At 55.0% G+C, this 15285-nt stretch carries 14 protein-coding genes and 1 pseudogene; 13 read left to right on the top strand and 2 right to left on the bottom strand.

Annotated elements, in window-relative coordinates:
• Positions 1-9 precede the first annotated feature (9 nt).
• The gene (locus IM700_RS15480; RefSeq protein ID WP_193416534.1) at positions 10-846 is read right to left on the bottom strand and encodes a M15 family metallopeptidase; all 837 of its coding nucleotides are present in this window, start codon (positions 844-846) and stop codon (positions 10-12) included.
• 96 nt (positions 847-942) lie between these two features.
• Here IM700_RS15480 and IM700_RS15485 point away from each other — a divergent pair, with 96 nt between their 5' ends.
• The 12 genes and pseudogenes from IM700_RS15485 to IM700_RS15530 all read left to right on the top strand — a co-directional run bounded on the left by IM700_RS15485 (position 943) and on the right by IM700_RS15530 (position 14351).
• Positions 943-1824: an ROK family protein gene (locus tag IM700_RS15485; protein ID WP_193416533.1), complete on the top strand. Its 882-nt coding sequence runs from the start codon at positions 943-945 to the stop codon at positions 1822-1824.
• 111 nt (positions 1825-1935) lie between these two features.
• Positions 1936-3126 (top strand): GntR family transcriptional regulator, encoded by a 1191-nt coding sequence (locus tag IM700_RS15490; RefSeq protein ID WP_193416532.1) that lies wholly within the window; start codon positions 1936-1938, stop codon positions 3124-3126.
• Positions 3127-3174: 48 nt separating this feature from the next.
• A complete protein-coding gene (locus IM700_RS23395; protein WP_272491461.1) occupies positions 3175-3309 on the top strand; it encodes a hypothetical protein in 135 nt (44 codons plus the stop codon).
• 521 nt (positions 3310-3830) lie between these two features.
• On the top strand, positions 3831-5138 hold the full coding sequence (locus IM700_RS15495) for an ABC transporter substrate-binding protein (protein ID WP_193416531.1): 1308 nt from the start codon (positions 3831-3833) through the stop codon (positions 5136-5138).
• A 27-nt stretch (positions 5139-5165) separates the two neighbouring features.
• Complete coding sequence (locus IM700_RS15500; RefSeq protein ID WP_155605774.1) at positions 5166-6053, top strand: carbohydrate ABC transporter permease; 888 nt, start codon at positions 5166-5168, stop codon at positions 6051-6053.
• A gap of 59 nt (positions 6054-6112) precedes the next feature.
• Entirely contained in the window at positions 6113-6976 is an 864-nt protein-coding gene (locus IM700_RS15505; RefSeq protein ID WP_193416588.1) for a carbohydrate ABC transporter permease, read from the top strand.
• A 19-nt stretch (positions 6977-6995) separates the two neighbouring features.
• Positions 6996-8081: a glycoside hydrolase family 76 protein gene (locus IM700_RS15510; RefSeq protein ID WP_239483939.1), complete on the top strand. Its 1086-nt coding sequence runs from the start codon at positions 6996-6998 to the stop codon at positions 8079-8081.
• The gene (locus IM700_RS15515; protein WP_239483941.1) at positions 8081-9130 is read left to right on the top strand and encodes a glycoside hydrolase family 76 protein; all 1050 of its coding nucleotides are present in this window, start codon (positions 8081-8083) and stop codon (positions 9128-9130) included. Before IM700_RS15510 ends, IM700_RS15515 begins: the two co-directional genes overlap by 1 nt.
• A 60-nt stretch (positions 9131-9190) precedes the next feature.
• Complete coding sequence (locus tag IM700_RS15520; RefSeq protein WP_193416529.1) at positions 9191-10459, top strand: glycoside hydrolase family 125 protein; 1269 nt, start codon at positions 9191-9193, stop codon at positions 10457-10459.
• A 96-nt stretch (positions 10460-10555) separates the two neighbouring features.
• A pseudogene (locus IM700_RS23245) lies at positions 10556-12079 on the top strand (glycoside hydrolase family 76 protein); the annotation flags it as partial.
• Positions 12068-13246 (top strand): carbohydrate-binding protein, encoded by a 1179-nt coding sequence (locus tag IM700_RS23250; protein ID WP_239483947.1) that lies wholly within the window; start codon positions 12068-12070, stop codon positions 13244-13246. The pseudogene IM700_RS23245 and the gene IM700_RS23250, both read left to right, overlap by 12 nt.
• Positions 13247-13358: 112 nt before the next feature.
• The gene (locus IM700_RS15530) at positions 13359-14351 is read left to right on the top strand and encodes a Gfo/Idh/MocA family protein (protein WP_193416528.1); all 993 of its coding nucleotides are present in this window, start codon (positions 13359-13361) and stop codon (positions 14349-14351) included.
• 130 nt (positions 14352-14481) lie between these two features.
• Here the strand turns inward: IM700_RS15530 and IM700_RS15535 are convergent, their stop codons facing one another.
• Complete coding sequence (locus IM700_RS15535) at positions 14482-14823, bottom strand: cupin domain-containing protein (RefSeq protein WP_155605770.1); 342 nt, start codon at positions 14821-14823, stop codon at positions 14482-14484.
• Between the two features lie 215 nt (positions 14824-15038).
• Between IM700_RS15535 and IM700_RS15540 the strand changes: the two genes are divergently transcribed.
• Positions 15039-15248, top strand: coding sequence for a hypothetical protein (locus IM700_RS15540; RefSeq protein WP_155605769.1), 210 nt, complete (start codon positions 15039-15041; stop codon positions 15246-15248).
• Positions 15249-15285 lie beyond the last annotated feature (37 nt).

Genomic DNA, 15285 nt, shown 5'->3' on the forward strand with positions numbered 1-15285 from the left:
GAGTGACAGTTATTCCACGTCAAAATCAAAATAGGTGGACGGGTAAGGCTCGTTCTTCAGGGTATAGTGCCACCATTCCTTTGCATACGGCTTAAAGCCCTGCTTGACCATCGCCGTCTTGAGAATGTAGCGGCCCGTCCGCTGCGCCTTGGTCAGCCCCTGTGCTCCATGCGCGGAAATCGGGCCAAGGAAATCGACCCGGCTTCCCATGTCGACTTCCTCGCCGGTCTTCTTGTAGACCAACGTAAGATCCACCGTGCTGCCCCGGGAATGGCCGGATTTGGAGGATAAGTAACCTTGCTTGAATAGATTCTTCTTATCCACCTCGGGGTAGAAACGTTCTTTCATCTCTGCATCGAGGGGATCCTTGGACCAGCGGGCGAAATGATTAACCGCTTTCTGCGGACGGTAGGCGTCAATGATTTTCAGGCGATAGCCTTGGGCTTCTAAATTGTCGTTGACCTTCTTCAACGCGCGGGCCGCGCGTAAGGTCAAGATCGCGAACGGTCCGCTGTACCCGTCGATTCGCTCCCCGACGAAGTTGTCACCGGTATAATAGCGAAGATCATATAGGGCATTCGGGATCACCTCGTCAAGGTATACGAAGCCCTTCCCCTTGGGTAGATGATATTTCTTGCTGACATCGGCAGCCTGGGTGGGGGAGGCAGGGGACGCGGTTAATTTGGAGGCAGCGGTGGAATAACCGGTGCCGGCTGCATTCACGCAGACTATGAATATCAGGGCGGCCAAGGTGAATAAGCCAATTTTACGTCCTGCCCGGGATAGGTTGTTACCGGACTTCGCAGGCGGGTAGTGCGCGTGATTATTTTTAAGGAAAGGGTACATGATCATGCTCCTTACACGGATAGAATAATTCAGATGAGGCAGCGATTGAATTCTATGATTATAGCATATCCCAGACCTTCAAAGGAGGAGATTACGATGCGGATCGGAGCGATTGAAGCCGGCGGGACGAAGTTTGTGTGCGGCGTCGGAAATGAGCATGGCGTCATCGAAGATAGCGTCAGTTTCCCGACAGAGCTTCCAGAACCAACTCTGGAGCGGGTGATTGGCTATTTTCGCGATAAAAAGGTAGAGGCGATCGGCGTAGGCTCGTTTGGCCCGCTTGACCTCAACCGGAACAGCGCCACTTATGGTTATGTGACGACGACGCCAAAGCCGGGCTGGAATGGATATGATGTTCTTGGCAAGTTAAAATCGCAATTTGATGTTCCCTATGGATGGGATACGGACGTGAATGCCGCCGCCTTGGGCGAGGCGAAGTGGGGCGCGGCACAAGGCCTGGATAGCTGCGTGTATTATACGGTGGGGACCGGCATTGGCGTTGGGGTGCTGGCGGAAGGCAAGCTTGTCCATGGGCTGGTCCACCCGGAAGGCGGACATGTTCTGCCGCGGCGGCATCCGGAGGACGATTTCCCCGGCCTTTGTCCATATCATGGCGACTGTCTGGAGGGCATGGCTGCGGGTCCAAGCCTCGAAGCGCGCTGGAGGGTGAAAGGTCATGAGCTAGCGCCGAATCATCCGGCCTGGAAAATCGAAGCCTACTATTTAGCGCAGGCGGTGACCGGCGCGATTCTGATGCTCTCGCCGCAGAAGGTGATCATGGGCGGCGGCGTCATGCAGCAGCCGCAGTTGTTCCCGTTGATTCGCGAGGAGGTTCGGCGGAACCTGGCCGGGTATGTGAACGCTTCGGCGATTTTAAGTGGTATGGACGGATACATTGTCCCGCCGGGCTTGGGAAACCGTGCAGGGCTTTGCGGCGCATTAGCCTTGGGGTTGGAAGCGATGACTATCCGTGGCTGATGTTTCGGGGGCATCGTGAACCGTTTCAAACATGGTTCGACAATCAAGATATATCATGATATATTATAATATATATCATGTCCTTTTGTGAGGGAACGTGGGAGGAACGTCATGAGTGAAAGTACCTCGTCTAAACCGATGTACGAGAAAATCTTTGATGATATGAAACGGCAAATCCTGGATCAAAGTTATAAGCCGGGCGACCGGATCCCATCGGAGAAAGAGCTGGCCGAGGAATATCAGGTTAGCCGGATTACGAGCAAGCGAGCGCTGGAGCTGCTGGCGGCCGAACATATCATCGTTCGAAAGCCGGGACGAGGTTCGTTTGTCACGGATCCGGAAGCCGATGGAGTAGGAGCGGCGGAACAAAGTCACGGCCGGATGGACGGCGCCTACGGCGGGAATGGAGCGGACAGGGAAGCGGCCGGGAAGTTAATCGGCGTCGTGTTGACGGATTTCGCCGGGAGCTACGGGACGCGGCTGATCTACGGGATGGAGGATGCCGCACGGGAGCAGGATTGTTTTCTCGTCCCGAAGCGGACATTTGGGATTCAGGAGAACGAGGAAGCGACTATTCGGAAGCTGCTGCAGCTTGGGGTGGACGGATTGATCGTATTCCCGGCGCAAGGGGAATATTTCAATGCGGAAATCCTCAAGATGGTGATCGAACGCTTCCCGCTGGTGCTGATCGACCGGGAACTGAAAGGCGTGGCGGCGGCCTCGATTAGCACCGACAATGTGAAAGCGGCGCAGGAGGCGACGGAGTACTTGTTTGATCTCGGGCACGCACACATTTCGTTGCTGTCCCCGCCGCCGGTAGATACGTCGGCCGTTGAGGAACGGATCGAAGGGTTTGTGCAGGCGCATGCCGGCCGAGGCATCGCTGCGGAACGGGAGTTGTGGATCAGCGACCTGACCTCCACCCTGCCAAACTCGTTTTACGATGAGAATATCGAACGAGATATTGATAAGATCATGCGCCATTTGCAGGCGCATCCTTCAATCACGGCGTTCTTCGCCATCGAATACAACATCGCGCTGTTGGCTAAAGCTGCTGTAACGCGGCTGGGGCTTCGCATTCCCGAAGACGTATCGATCATTTGCTTTGACAGCCCGCAGTTCCGCATTGGCGAGGGCTACGCTTTTACCCATATGCGCCAAAGCGAAGAGGACATGGGCAAGCTGGCCGTGGAGAATGTTTTGGCCTTGCTTGAGAACCGGCCGGTAGCGAACAAGGTTAAGCTGCCCGCCGCACTCGTTCCGGGAGAATCCACCGGACCCGCGAGGGAGCGGCGCGAGTAGCCATAGGCTTGCTTGCCAGCCTGCGGCGAAGGCATGCGCTGGTGCACAGTGAGTCGCCACTCCGTGGGAATGGCCAACTGCGGCCACTCGATGCTGGAGTTGCCACTCGCGGCGCAGCAAGCCAACTTCTGCCCCGTGGCGGAGCAACCGTGGCTGTGCGCGATGGGAGTGCTGTCTCCGTAGTGCGATGGCAGTTGCTCGCCTGCGTACTAAGGTAACTGCCACCCTCATGCCGAACCCAACTGCAAAAGTGCAGTTGAGTTTCGGCATTTTTGCGTTTGTGGGCTCTTGGGATGTAAAAGTGCATCTGATTGAGGACAATTTGGCTGAAAAGGGCGATTCGAGCAAATTTGAACTGCACATTTACATTTGAAGTCTCTTTCGAGAGCATTTTACGGCAAATCAAATGTACATTTACATTTGAGTACGCTAGCCAGCGCATTTTGCTGTATACCAACTGCGCTATTGCATTTGGCAGACGGATCAGGGTGAAATCCTATCGTGAATTCCGAACAAGGACCTCCGTACAGGAGGTCCTTGTTTTGTCACGCTTGAAGGGAGAAGGGGACGTTTGATATATATTTTACATACCAGGAACATCGATATTTTTCCCCATTGACATAATGATATGATGCTAATATACTATGTTTATTGAAAACGCTTTAATTGCTATGTCATCTAAACGAAAAGGGGAGGTTTATGAAATGAGAAAGTGGATGCTTGTAATGCTGGTGACGGTCCTGTTCGGCGCGATGCTGGCTGGTTGCGGAGGAAGCGGCAGCGGTGACAGCAGTGGCAATGGTGGCAGTTCTGGAGACAGCGGAAGCGGCAATGCCAAGAAAGTGAAGCTGACGTTCTGGGGCGACTGGGGCGGCGAAGGGCAAAAGCAATTCGAGACGATGGTCGATGCTTTTAACAAATCGCAGGACAAAATCGAAGTTAAATACGTACTTCAACAGGATATGGTGACGAAGTTCCTGACAGCCGCAACGAGCGGTGGTTCGCCGGACATTTTGTTCTGGGACCGTTGGAGAACGTCGCTGTACGCTCCGAAAAACGTACTTCGCCCGATCGATGATTATATGGAGCGCGATGGCGTGAACAAAAGCGACTTTTTTGATGAGTCCTTAAAGGAATTAACCAACAGCGACAAGCTATATGGCCTGCCGTTGACGGTGGATGCCCGCGCGTTGTTCTACAACAAGAAGATGTTTGCGGATGCGGGCCTAGAGGCGCCTACAACGTGGGATGAATTGGAGCAGGCCGCCAAGACGTTGACGAAGTGGAACGGCAGTAAGCTAGAAACCTCTGGCTTCTCCATGGCTGACCCGGGTCTGTTCAACATGTATCTGCAACAGGCCGGCGGACAGATGCTCGGCGAGGACGGCAAAACCAACTTCAACAATGAACAGGGCAAGCAAGTACTGGAGTTTTGGCAGCGTTTGCTGAACGAGGACAAAGTATATAAGGTTGGCTTCGAAAAAGGTCTTGGCGAAGGCACCGATGCATTTGTAACGGGCAAAGTTGCCATGTTATACACCGGTCCTTGGATGATGAGCACCTACAATAAATACGGCAAGGATCTGGATTACGGCATCGTTCCGCCTCCGGCAGGTCCAAACGGCGACAAGGGCAGCGTCATGGGCGGTTTCGGACTCGTGATTCCGCAAGGCTCCAAGCATCCGGATGAAGCTTGGGAGTTCATCAAGTGGTGGACGGCCAATAAGGACAACGCTTTGCTGTGGGCGAAAACGAGCTTGAACTTGCCGGGCTTCAAGCCGGCGCTCGAGGATCCGTTCTTTACTGAGGATCCGTTGTGGAAGCCGTTTACGGAAACGCTGGAGTTCGCCAAGACACGTCCAACGCATCCGGGCTATTCGGTCATGGAGGAGAACGCGTTGATTCCGAATCTGGAGCTGCTGTTGCAGAACAAGCAATCCATCGACGATACGTTGAAGAAGGCTCAGGAGCAAGGCGACAAACTGCTTGCGGAAAATGCGGTCGTGAAATAAAACCGGCCTCTGAAAGGGGAGCGAAGAATGGCATCCGTCAATAAGCTCGAACGGCATCAGGCCCGAATGGCCTATCTGTTCATTACACCAACCATGCTGTTGTTTGCCGTATTCATGGTCATCCCCGTCGTGATGGCCCTTTATCTCAGCTTTACCAATTATGACGTGCTGAGCAGCAACGATTGGGTTGGGCTGGATAACTACCGCCGCCTGATCGGCGACACGCTGCTCTGGCAGACTTTCTTGAACGTGTTCTATTACGCAGTTGTTTTCGTTCCGCTGAATTTATTGATTTCCTTACTGCTGGCGATGCTTCTCAACAAAAAGAAAGGCGGAGTCAAGCTGTTCCGCACGTTTTACTACCTGCCGACCTTGACCTCCGCCGTCGCTGCGGCCACCGTGTGGATCTGGATGCTGCATCCCGAATACGGGCTGATCAACGGGTTGCTCTCGTATATCGGCATCACCGGTCCGGCTTGGGTATCGCAAACGGAAACGGCCATGGTGTCGATCATCGTCATGACGTTGTGGCAGTCGGTTGGCTCCAACATGATCATTTATTTGGCCGGACTCCAAGGCGTGCCCGATTACTTGTACGAATCTGCCCGGCTTGACGGGGCGTCGCGGTTCGCGTGCTTCCGTTATATCACTTGGCCGCAGCTTCGCCCAACGACGTTCCTTGTCAGCGTTTTGGCGATCATCGGCGCTCTGCAGCTGTTTGATCAGGCGTTCGTGCTGACGCAGGGCGGTCCAGCCAATGTCACCAAAACCCCGGTGTACCTGATCTACCAACAGGGCTTTAATCAACTGCAAATGGGGTATGCCTCGGCGCAGGCGTTTGTGCTGGCGATGGCGATTCTCGTATTTTCGCTGATCAGCATGAAAATCACCAAAGCGGAGGAGCCGATTGTATGACAAATCAAGAGACGACGAGAACCGGCGTCGGCACCCGTCACGTCCAATTGGGCGCACCGATGCAGAAAAGATTGGCGAACGTGTTGTTTTATACGGTCAGCGCCATCATCGCTGTGATTATGTTTTTGCCCTTTTACTGGAGCGTGCTTACTTCATTTAAGCCGGATGAAGAGATGTTCTCGATGCCGATCAAGTGGTTCACGACGAACCTTACGTTCGAGCATTACTATAATGCGTTTACGACTGTGCCGTTTGGTCTTTATTTCTGGAACTCTTTTCTGCTGGCCGCGATCGGCGTGTTGTTCAACCTGTTCTTCGGCTCGCTAAGCGGTTATGCGTTCGCCAAGCTGAACTTCCGGATGAACCAGCCATTCTTCCGCATCCTGCTCGTTTCCATGATGGTGCCGGGGATCGTTACGATGATCCCTAGCGTGTACGTGCTGCGCCATATTCCGCTAGTCGGTGGAAACGACCTGTTCGGCAGCGGCGGTAACGGGCTGATGAACTCGTTTTGGGGGATTATTTTGCCGGGGGCTTCCGGTACGTTTGCCGTGTTCTTCATGCGCCAGTTCTTTCTGACACTGCCGAAAGACATGATGGAAATGGCACGGATCGAAGGCTGCGGCGAGTTCAAAATCTTCTGGCGCATTTACCTGCCGTTGACCAAGCCGGCCCTGGCCACGCTGGGGATTTTCACCTTCCAAGCGGGCTGGAACGGCTTCCTGTGGCCGATGATCGTACTGAACGATCCGGCGAAGGCGACGATTCAAATGGGGCTGCAGGCTTTTTCGTACAACTATCAGACGGATTACGGCCCGATGATGGCGGGGGCGCTGGTAGCGATCCTGCCGATTCTGGTGCTGTTCCTGCTGCTGCAGCGGTATTTTATCCAAGGTATCGCATTTAGCGGAATCAAGGGATAGGACAGATGGGAGAGATCACATGAAGACCACCATGAAAGAAACCGAAGTGCGTCGGCAACGGGCTGACCTGGCCCAGACTGCGCTAGATGAAAGGTTCTGGAACGAAGAGATCCAAATGTATAATATCCAAACGCCATGCGAAAACGGGACGTGCAACGACATTTTTCATTACTGGTGGATGGCGCATGCGGTCGACACGCTGGTCGACGGACTGAAGCGCACGGGAGACCGGCGGTATGCCAAGCGGCTGGAAGAGCTGTACGACGGCCTTCTTCGGCGCAACGGCGGTGCCTGGCCCAATGAGCTGTACGACGATATGGAATGGATGGCACTCGCCTGGTTGCGCGCCTATCAAGTTACCGGAGAACCGCGCTACAAGGAGACTACCCTCCTGCTGTGGCAGGATATCCAAACCGGATGGAACGAGCAGATGGGCGGCGGGATTGCCTGGCAGAAATCGCAATTGGACTATAAAAATACCCCAGCCAACGCCCCCGCCGTCATCCTGGCGGCCAGGTTGTACCAAGCGTTTGAAAACCCGGACGATTGGGCTTGGGCGCAGCGAATTTACGATTGGCAGGCAGCGAACCTGGTTGATCCGGCTACCGGCCTGGTGTGGGACGGCATGAACCGGACGGGAGACGGCGCGATCGACAAGGATTGGAAGTTCACCTACTGCCAAGGCGTCTTTATCGGAGCTTCCGTGGAGATGTACCGGGTAAGCGGGGAGGCGGCTTTCCTGGAGGCGGCGCTCCGCACGTTCCGCGTCGTCCTCCAGGAGTTCACCTCCAGCGAAACCGGGCTGCTGCCGGAGGAAGGAGACGGCGACGCCGGGCTGTTCAAAGGCATCTTGATCCGCTATTTGGCGGAGCTGGCCCATGCGGCCCCGGACCATCCCGAAGTTACCGAGTATGTTGGCCTTCAGGCGGAACGCGCCTGGAGCCGGCAGACCGCATCGGGGCAACCGCGGTTTGGCACAGATTGGAGCCGAGCTCCTAAGGAGGGCGAAGTCGTGTCGCTCAGCTCGCAACTGAGCGGCGTCATGCTGATGGAGGCGGCCTCGGGGTTAACTCCGGATGCCGCGACCGAAGGGGAGACGCGATGATGGACCGCCGCGAACTGGGCTGGGCTCATCTGGCAGAACACGTGCACCGCGACCTGTTCGCCTGCTATAGGAACGAGGAGACCGGCATCCTGGACCAGTGGTATCCGCGTACGGCGGGCCTTGCAGGCGAAAACTTCTATTACTGGTGGCAAGCCCACGTCCTCGACGTGCTGGTGGACGCCTATGAGCGGACCGCCGACCCCGCGCTGCCGGACCGGATGCGGCAGTTCTGCATCAGTCTGGAACACTATAACGGCGGGGCGTTAACGCACAATTATTATGATGACATGGAATGGACGGCGCTGGCGCTGCTGCGGGCTTACCGGGCGACCGGCGAGACGTGGTACGAGGAGAAGGTCCAGGAGCTGTGGGCGGATATCCAAACGGCTTGGAATGCGCATTGCGGCGGCGGGATGGCGTGGAAGAAGGATCAGCTCGATTACAAAAACACCCCGGCCAACGCGCCCGCAGCGATCCTGGCTGCCCGGCTCTACGGTTTGTTCGGCCGACCTGACGACCTCGCTTGGGCCAAACGGATTTACGAGTGGAATAAAACACATCTGGTCGACCCCGCTACCGGCTTTGTGTGGGACGGCATGAACCGCACTGGGGATGGAACGATCGACAAAGACTGGCGATTTACTTATTGCCAGGGCGTCTTTATCGGTGCGGGTGTTGAATTGTACGTCTGCACCGGCGATTCCGTTTACCTGGAGGATGCCAGACGGACCGCTGCCGCCTGCTTCAAGGAGCTGGGTGAGCCCGGCACCGGTCTGCTTCCCGAGGAGGGGATCGACGATACCGGCTTATTTAAAGGGATCCTGATTCGCTACCTCGTCCGTCTCCTGGAGATCGACCCGGCTTGCCCGCGTGTCCGGGAGGTCCTTCTCATGAATGCGGAGAAGCTTCGTTCCGAGGGGCTGCTTGAGAACCCCCTCTTATGCGGCCCTTCCTGGAAGGAGCCACCTACCCTGCCGGTCCAGCTCAGCGTCCAGCTGAGCGGCTTGATGCTGCTGGAAGCGGCGGCAAAGCTGAAGTTATCGGAGTGAAGAAACCACGCGGAAAAAGTCCCATCAAACCACTGCTAGATTAAACGGAGGAGAGAGATCATGACTGAGCAACTAACCCAAACCGACATCATCGCGTTGGTGGAAACGAAGATGAAGCATCGCCCGAAAATCGTGGAGATGTTTAAACGGTGTTACGAAAATACGCTGGAAACGACCATCCATCGTCATGAGGACGGAACGGTGTTTATGCTGACCGGCGATATTCCGGCCATGTGGCTGCGCGACTCCGTCAACCAGCTCCGGCCGTATCTGATCCCGGCGGCGAAGGATGCCGGCTTGCGCGAGATTATCGAAGGGGTACTGATGACGCAATGCCAATCGATCTTGCGAGATCCGTACGCCAACGCGTTTAACGAATTCGAGAATTTTCGCGGCCATCAGTCGGATTTGACCGAGATGTCCGGTTGGATTTGGGAGCGCAAATACGAGGTAGATTCGTTATGTTATCCCCTTCAGTTAGCCTACCTTTACTGGAAAAATACCGGGGAGACCCGTCACTTCACGCCGGAATTCAAGCAAGCGGCCGAGCTGATCCTGCAAACCTGGCGGACCGAGCAGCGCCACGAGGAACTTTCGAAATATACGTTCGTACGGGAAAACAGCGGGGAAACGGATCGACTCCCGGGACCGGTAACGTATACGGGCATGACCTGGTCGGGTTTCCGCCCAAGCGATGATGCCTGCAAATACGGCTATCTCGTTCCATCGAACCTGTTTGCGATCGTCGTGCTGGGTTATTTGCTGGAGATCAATGAACGGTTTTACGGGGACGACGATTTCGCCGATGAGGTACGCGCGCTGCGCGATGACATTCGGCAGGGGATTGAACAGTACGCGGTCATCGATGACGAGGAGTTTGGAAAGGTGTATGCGTACGAGGTGGATGGGCTCGGTGGGGTCAATCTGATGGATGACGCCAATGTGCCTAGTCTTTTATCGTTGCCTTATCTCGATTACTGCAGCAAGGACGATCCGATTTATCTGAACACCCGCCGGATGATCCTTAGCCGACGCAATCCTTATTACTATGAAGGAACTTATGCCAAAGGGATCGGCAGCCCGCACACGCCCCCGAACTATATCTGGCACATCGCCTTGTCCATCCAGGGAATCACTGCACTCGATGAATCGGAAAAGCTGGACATTCTGGGCATGTTCGAACGAACTGATGCCGGAACGAATTTGGTGCATGAAGGTTTCCACAAGGATAATCCTTCGGAATACTCGCGGGAATGGTTCTCTTGGTCCAACGCGATGTTTGTTGAATTCGTGCTCAGCTTATGCGGTCTGGAAATTGCCATGCGCTAGCTTTCAGTACGGAATGAATCCGCAAATGGAGGTTTTGCCGTGAAAGGGAATCAAGTGAAAAGAACCGCTTCGAAATTTCTTACGCTCACCTTGACGATGGCACTCTCGATATCGCTGCTTACCGGGGCGAAGGCTCCGGAGGCTCAAGCGGCCAGCTTCAATTCCGCAGATGCGGACGCCGCAATCCGAGCCTTTAACGCCAAGTTCTGGGATCCGAAGGCCAAATCCTATTGGGCCGATTCCAATCGCGGCTCCAACTACCAGGGCTTCTGGGTGGAAGCCGAGTTATGGGAAATGGTCATGGACGCTTATCTTCGCACCTCGGACCTGGAACTGAAGGCGCAGCTTCGCGCCCAGATCGACGATATTTTTGACGGCGCCGTTCTTAAATATGGCGAGGACTGGACGAATAATCCGTTTAACGATGACATCATGTGGTGGGCGATGGCCAGCGCAAGAGCTTATCAAATCACCGGGGAAGCCCGCTACCTGGACAAGGCGAAATATTACTTTGATTTTGTATACGATACCCAGTGGGATGACGAATTTGCGAACGGCGGTCTGTGGTGGTTGAACAGCGAGCATGTCACGAAGAACGCCTGCATTAACTTCCCGGCAGCCGAAGCAGCGGTGTTCCTGTACGAGATCACGGAGGACTCGCATTATCTGGAGGCGGCAACCCGAATTTACCGCTGGGGCAAAACGATGCTGACGGATGGAAACGGCAAGGTGTTCGATCGGATTGAACCGGATCGCGGCCCTGTGCCGGATGCCACGCATTATAATCAGGGGACATTTATCGGTGCCGCCACCATGCTGCACCGGGTCACCGGCGATAAGGTGTATCTGGAGGATGCGATCAAGGCAGCTCAGTTTACCATGGCGCATCAAACGGAAGCCAATGGGCTGCTGGGTTATGAAGGCCCGAACGGGGACCTGAAAGGCGGCAAAACGATCCTACTACGCAATTTGGCGTACTTGCAGCAAGCGGTAGATGGCAGCAAACCCCGGGCTCATCGGGAGTTTGAACGGAAGTTTGACGATTGGCTGGCTTTGAATGCAACCATGGCCTGGAGCCATCGGAACGCAGAGGGCATCGTCGACGGCAACTGGATCGGGCAGCTATTGTCCGGAACCTATGAATCCTGGGCCGCCTCCAGCGCCGTCCAGGCCTTGACGGTCGTGCAACCGAAGTCCATCGTCCCGGCATACCCAGTGAAATCGGCTTATCAACGAATCGAAGCGGAAAAATACAACATCGGCCAAGGCTTCGTGCTAGAGGGTAGCGCGGAAGGCACGTTGCAACTGGGCGGAATAAAGCACGGGCATACTGCGGTTTATAGAAACGTCGATTTCGGGACGACGGGAGCCGTCGGCTTCATCGCCCGGGCAGCTAGCGGAACGTCCGGCGGAACGATCGAAATTCGGCTGGACGCCGAAGATGGTCCTAAGATCGGTACGGTCCGGGTCGAAAGCACGGGCGGCTGAAACCAGTTCATCGATGCGGTTGCCGTGCTCAAGGATGACCAAGGCGATTCAGTGACGGTAACCGGAAAGCATGATGTCTACTTCACTTTTCTCAAGGCGAATGACGACTATCTGTTTAACTTGAACTGGTTTCGGTTTACGGAGACCGATCCGACGAGAACCGATGCCTATGCCAAACGGAAGGCCGGCGAATTCGACGCCAGTTCCGGGGTAAGCCGAAACGGCGAGCATGGCTTCCTGGAGGGAATCACGAATGGCGCGTACGTTCATTATGAGGGCATCGATTTCGGCAGCGGTGCGGCCGGAATCACGGCGCATGTCGCGAGCGGGAACCGCGGCGGAACGATCGAGGTGAAGTTGGATAGCTTGAACGGGCTAACCGTCGGCACCCTTCCTATTCCCGCTGTTGGCGACTGGGCGACATGGATCGATGTGATGTCCACGGTCGATGACACGGCAGCGGCTGGCATCCACGACGTCTACCTGGTGTTCTATGGCACGGACGGCAGCGATTTTCCGTGTAACCTCGACTGGTTCAGCTTTACGACTGTTAAAGGCAAGGCCCAGGATGCTTACGGCAAGCTGGAGGCCGAAAGCTATACGAGCGGTTCGGGTTTCGGCACGGAGCAAGGCGGGGGACAAACGTATCTTGCAGGGATGTTTGGACCTAATCAGCCGTATGCTATGTACAATTACGTAGACTTTGGCGAAGACGGCGGAGCAGCGCAATTCCATGTCAGCGCCGCCAGCGATACCGCCGGCGGGACGATCGAGGTACGGCTGGACAGCCCAAGCGGCCCCGTGATCGCGGAGACGGCCGTCACCGGAACTGGCGGCTGGCAGGAGTTTAAAGTGTTCTCGGCGGAGGTTACCTCCCCGGTTCGCGGTAAACATATCGTATTCCTCCTCTTCAAAGGCTCGGATTGGCTGTTTAACCTGGATAAGTTCACGTTCGGCGATCCGGCCGTATTCACGGCGCCGCCCGTGATTCCTGAACCGCCCCGCGACCATACGCCTCCGGGGGAAGTTGAACATGTGTGCGCGGTAAAGGAAAACGGACGGATCCGGCTATATTGGGACGGTCCGTACGATGTGGACGGCGAGAAGGTGCAGATCCGTCTGCTAAAGAACAAGAAGCCATTCGGCGATATGATGGAGGTAGCTCGCGGCGTTCAGACCGTAGTGCTGCCGGACATGAAGAATCCGAAAGGGTACACGGTACAGTTCAAATCTGTCGACACTTCTGGTAATGTCTCCAAGGGGTATTCCGTTTCATTGGGAGACCTCATCGCGAAATAAATGAACAAACAGACCGGGGCGGAGTGGTCCAGCCTTCGGTCTGTTTTTTGCCCGGGGTTGTGTTACATTAAGAAGGAATCAATTGGACATTTATTCCGAGGAGGAATGGCGAATGGCAGCGATTCGGATTGGCATGATCAGTTATTGGCATGTGCATGCATGGGATTATACAAAGGAGGCCTTGGCGCATCCCGACACCGAGATCACGGCGGTATGGGACGAGAACCCGGAACGGGGTCAGGAGCAGGCCGAGAAGCTGGGCGTTCCGTATTACGCTTCATTGACGGAAATGCTGGACAGCGGCATCGAAGCGGTCATCGTGGATGCACCGACCCGATTGCATCGGGACGTGATGGTGCAGGCGGCCCGTGCAGGCAAGCATATCTTTACGGAAAAAGTGTTGGCTCCTAATCTGCAAGAGGTTCAGGAGATCCTGGACGCGGTGCAGCAAAACAATGTCAAGTTGGCGGTGTCCTTGCCCCGACTGAATGACGGGTACACATTGGCGATTTCGGAGGCGTTGCAGGAAGGGCTGCTCGGACGTGTCACTCAGGTTCGCGTACGACTATCTCACAATGGCGCGATAGCGGGATGGCTGCCGGAGCATTTCTATGACCCGGTGGATTGCGGCGGTGGGGCTTTGATTGACCTGGGCTGCCACCCGGTATATTTGACTCGCCTGTTTCTGGGAGAAGACCCCGTCGAGGTTACGGCGCAGTTCGGGTATGTAATGGACAAGCGGGTAGAAGATAACGCGGTGATGACATTAAGCACGGCATCAGGGACCGTGGGGATCGCCGAGGCGGGATTTGTGAATCCGTATTCCCCATTTACGATCGAGGTTCACGGAACCGAAGGCAGCTTGCTGTACGGAACGCCGGAGTCGAAGCTGCTGCTGCGGACCGGTGCGAAAGGCGAGGAATACGCTGGACAATGGCATGAGCTGGAGATTCCAGCCAACCGGGCAGGCGCGTTTGCGCAGTGGATTAGGCATATCCAAGATGGTACGTCGGCGGAGGGAAATATCCGTGCGGCCGTGGAATTAACCCGGCTTATGGAGGCTGCCTACCGATCAGTACAAGAAAAACGCTCGGTCGTATTGTAGAAGTTGACCTTGCTTGAATCAAATCATCGGCCAGGTGGGTTCCCACCTGGCCGATGATTTATCAAGAGAAAGTCACCTATCGGATTCACTTTCTACTGGGACGAACCCTTAGCATGAGCCGGAGTTGGCGTTAAATGTTCTGCGCGTATTCCGCCGAAGGAACTTTCGTTAGAATGACGTACAGGCTAGCGGGTTCGGTTCCGTCATTACGGTAGGAGAAAGACTCGGCTCCTTCCAGATGCAATACTTCGCCTTGTCCCAGCGGTGAGGTTTCTCCGTCCACCGTGATCGCTCCGCTACCTTGCAGGGCAAGAATAAACACGTCGGTATTCGGATGCGTGTGGGTTGGCAGCTCTTGCCCCGGCATAAAGTTCAGCACGAATACGACGCTTTCGCCTTTCTTGAAGGCAATGCGTTTGGTGAATTTCTCGGGTTGGTAGTCTTGAAGGTTGGTTAATGCCAGCTTTTCCATGAATAGTTCCTCCTTGACCGGTCAGCGGGCCGGTTCATTGAATGGGTTTTTGGATCATGATCGTTGATATCATTGTCTTCCTGTCTCTTATGTTAACATCAACCGGTCGGCTTATTCTTGATCTAGATCAAGCTTGCAGAAAAATTGTCCCTATTTCAAAACTCCAGGAAATGGCCACTACTGCAAAATGAAGTAAATTGGAGGAAGACGAATGGATGTTTTTAGTAAATGTGGTGAAAGGAGTAACGCTCGTGAAACGTTATCCGGGGATGGATCAAGAAGTGGTTATGATGGAGATCAAGCGGCTCAAACAGAAAGCCGACCGGTTGCTTGCCATGTCGATCCGGCTGAATCAGCCTAACTTGGCGGACGAGGCGGAGCGGTTATACCAACAAATAGACAGGTTGGCTTTGCTAACGGGTTGATTTGACGATAACATTCCTTGAGTCCGTGCTTTCAATT

The organism is Paenibacillus rhizolycopersici, assembly GCF_014947195.2.
GTDB classification, from domain to species: Bacteria; Bacillota; Bacilli; order Paenibacillales; family Paenibacillaceae; genus Fontibacillus; species Fontibacillus rhizolycopersici.

Excerpts from the sequence above, each read along its gene's own strand:
- IM700_RS15505 (WP_193416588.1), top strand. The coding sequence starts at position 6,113 with ATGCAGAAAAGATTGGCGAACGTGTTGTTTTATACGGTCAGCGCCATC.
- IM700_RS15510 (WP_239483939.1), top strand. The coding sequence starts at position 6,996 with ATGAAGACCACCATGAAAGAAACCGAAGTGCGTCGGCAACGGGCTGAC.
- IM700_RS15500 (WP_155605774.1), top strand. The coding sequence starts at position 5,166 with ATGGCATCCGTCAATAAGCTCGAACGGCATCAGGCCCGAATGGCCTAT.
- IM700_RS15535 (WP_155605770.1), bottom strand. The coding sequence starts at position 14,823 with ATGGAAAAGCTGGCATTAACCAACCTTCAAGACTACCAACCCGAGAAA.
- IM700_RS15520 (WP_193416529.1), top strand. The coding sequence starts at position 9,191 with ATGACTGAGCAACTAACCCAAACCGACATCATCGCGTTGGTGGAAACG.
- IM700_RS15490 (WP_193416532.1), top strand. The coding sequence starts at position 1,936 with ATGAGTGAAAGTACCTCGTCTAAACCGATGTACGAGAAAATCTTTGAT.
- IM700_RS15540 (WP_155605769.1), top strand. The coding sequence starts at position 15,039 with ATGTTTTTAGTAAATGTGGTGAAAGGAGTAACGCTCGTGAAACGTTAT.
- IM700_RS15515 (WP_239483941.1), top strand. The coding sequence starts at position 8,081 with ATGGACCGCCGCGAACTGGGCTGGGCTCATCTGGCAGAACACGTGCAC.
- IM700_RS15480 (WP_193416534.1), bottom strand. The coding sequence starts at position 846 with ATGTACCCTTTCCTTAAAAATAATCACGCGCACTACCCGCCTGCGAAG.
- IM700_RS15495 (WP_193416531.1), top strand. The coding sequence starts at position 3,831 with ATGAGAAAGTGGATGCTTGTAATGCTGGTGACGGTCCTGTTCGGCGCG.
- IM700_RS15530 (WP_193416528.1), top strand. The coding sequence starts at position 13,359 with ATGGCAGCGATTCGGATTGGCATGATCAGTTATTGGCATGTGCATGCA.
- IM700_RS15485 (WP_193416533.1), top strand. The coding sequence starts at position 943 with ATGCGGATCGGAGCGATTGAAGCCGGCGGGACGAAGTTTGTGTGCGGC.